At 71.1% G+C, this 2,430-nt stretch carries 2 protein-coding genes; one reads left to right on the top strand and one right to left on the bottom strand.

Annotation, left to right across the window (positions count from 1 at the left end; all coding sequences use genetic code 11):
• Window positions 1-134 precede the first annotated feature (134 nt).
• Window positions 135-1,256, bottom strand: a complete 1,122-nt coding sequence (locus EYA84_RS30545) for a globin domain-containing protein (protein ID WP_131057683.1) — start codon at window positions 1,254-1,256, stop codon at window positions 135-137.
• A gap of 120 nt (window positions 1,257-1,376) precedes the next feature.
• On the opposite strand from EYA84_RS30545, the gene EYA84_RS30550 reads away from it, so the two are divergent.
• A complete protein-coding gene (locus tag EYA84_RS30550) occupies window positions 1,377-2,183 on the top strand; it encodes a CPBP family intramembrane glutamic endopeptidase (RefSeq protein WP_387264369.1) in 807 nt (268 codons plus the stop codon).
• The last annotated feature ends 247 nt before the right edge of the window (window positions 2,184-2,430 follow it).

Below are 2,430 nucleotides of genomic sequence, written 5' to 3' on the forward strand. Positions count from 1 at the left end.
GCGCCCGCCCGGGTGGGAACGACGGCCGGACGGGCGCGGTGGCGCGGGCGGTGCCGGTCCGCCCGATCAGGGAGGGCCGGGGCGCGTGCCCCAGGGGGCAGGGGCACGCGCCCCGGCTCGGGGGGAGAAAAGCTCTACAGGTTGCCGAAGGTGTCGTACCTGGTCTGCTGAGGCGGGACGTCGTCGGCGGCGAGCACCCGCAACGTCGACCGGACCATCGAGGCGGAGCCGGAGACGTAGCAGTCGTGCGCGGTCCACGGCCCGTAGCGGGCCACCACCTCGGAGATGTCACCCTGCTCGCCGTCGAAGTCAGGGTCGTCGCTGCACGCCGGCGTCACCGACAGCCACGGATGTGCCGCCACCAGCTCCCGCAACTGGTCGAGACCGTACAGGTCCGCCTCGGTACGGGCACCGTAGAAGACGTGCACCCAGCGTGCCCGGTTGTAGCCGGCCAACTCCTCCACCAGGGCCTTCACCGGCGCCAGCCCGACCCCACCGGCGACACAGAGGATGTCCCGCTCCGACGCGCGGTCCAACGTCATCGACCCCATCGGCGCGGCCACCCGCAGCAGGTCACCCGGCTTGATCCGGCGGACCAGCGCACCCGAGACCCAGCCGGCCGCCTCCGGCGGCGTACGCACGTGGAACTCCAGCACGTTGTCGTCGTTCGGAGCGTTCGCCACCGAGTACGTCCGCCACACCCGGGGATGGTGCCGGGGCGCCTCCACGCTGACGTACTGGCCGGCCTTCCAGGACAGCGGATGTTGCAACGCGCGGCAGGTGAAGACGGCGGTGTCCGAGCCGTACCGCCGGTGGGTCAGCACCTCCGCGTGCCAGAACGGCGGGTTGTCGTCCGCCGCCGCCCCGGCCAGCATCTTCTCGGCGATCGCCGCGTACGCGTCCCGCCACGCCTGGTCGTACTCCAGGTTCCAGCCGTCCCCGGCGGTGCTACGCAACGCGTCCAACAACGCGACACCCATCGTGTCGTAGTGCGCCGCGTCGACGTGGTACTTGCGGTGGTCCCTGCCCAGCGCCCGCAGGAACTCGTCGAACCCCTCCGGGTCGTCCACGGTGTGGATCGCCGCGATGATCGCTTCGAGGAGCCGGTCACCCTGCCCGGACATCTGCACCGGGAACAGCTTGCGCAGCTCCGGGTCGAGGAGAAAGACCCGCGCGTAGAAGTGGTCCGTCAACCGGGCCCGATCCTCCTCGACCAGGGCCCAGCTCTCCTTCAGCAGCCGCGCGAAGTTGTCCACCTGGGAGCGCTCCTTCTTCTGCCGGCGGGGATCGGGAACACCGATAGAATGTCCACGGAGCGTGCATGTGGGTCGCACAGAATGTGCGATCCGACGTGAGGCGCGCTCAGTGACACCCGGATGCCACCAGGGCAGACGGTCGGGCACAGTGGTGCGGTGACCGCAGAGCTGACCAGCCCGACGTCCCGTCGGACACTCGGCACCGAGACGATGCTCGTGCTCGGCCTCTCGCTCGGCCAGTCGGCCGTCTACGCCACCGTCTCGATCATCGCGAAGCTGACCGCCGAGGGCGGACTCTCCCGGCAGACCGCCGCGCTGAACACCTCCGCGTCGGCCCGGCCGTACCTCGACCTCACGTACCAACTGCTCGGCATCGTCTTCGCGCTGCTGCCGGTGCTGCTCGCCGTACACCTGCTCACCCGCGACCCCGGCGACCCGGTACGCACCCTCGGCCTGGACGCCCGACGACCCTGGGCCGACATCGCCCAGGGAGCCGGGCTGGCGGCACTGATCGGGCTCCCCGGCCTGGTGCTGTTCTGGGCGGCAGCCCAACTCGGCATCAACGCCACCGTGGTGCCGGCCGCGCTGCCCGACCTCTGGTGGACCGTGCCGGTGCTGATCCTCGCCGCCTTCCAGAACTCGATCCTGGAAGAGGTGATCGTGGTCGGCTACCTGATGACCCGGCTACGGCAGCTCCAGTGGCGAGTCGGCGCGATCATCGCCACCAGCGCCCTTCTCCGTGCCTCCTACCACCTCTACCAGGGCTTCGGCGCGTTCATCGGCAACGCGGTCATGGGCGTCGTGTTCAGCCTCTTCTACCTGCGTACCCGCCGGGTGATGCCGTTGATCGTGGCGCACGCCCTGCTCGACATCTTCGCTTTCGTCGGCTACAGCCTGCTGCCCCGAGAATGGTTCGACTGGCTCTGACCGCGCAGACCCCGGCCCGGTGCCGGTCGCCGGTCGCGCTTCCGCTCCGACCGCGCAGGTCCCTGGCCCGGTGGCGGTCGCGCTCCCGGATGCTGGGGCTGGCCTCGGTCGGGGACGCGGGCGGCCGTTGGGCCCGGCAAGCCGTGGTCAGCGGGGGTCCGGCAGGCCGTGGTCAGCGACGTCGCGTCGGGCGATAGGCGGCGACCGCGCGGGAGGCCAGCCGCTGCGCCGCCGCCGAGTCACCGAC

The organism is Verrucosispora sp. SN26_14.1 (genome assembly GCF_004307965.1).
Classification (GTDB): domain Bacteria; phylum Actinomycetota; class Actinomycetes; order Mycobacteriales; family Micromonosporaceae; genus Micromonospora.

Coding starts and splice junctions, on each gene's coding strand:
- EYA84_RS30550 (WP_387264369.1), top strand. CDS start 1,377: ATGCCACCAGGGCAGACGGTCGGGCACAGTGGTGCGGTGACCGCAGAG.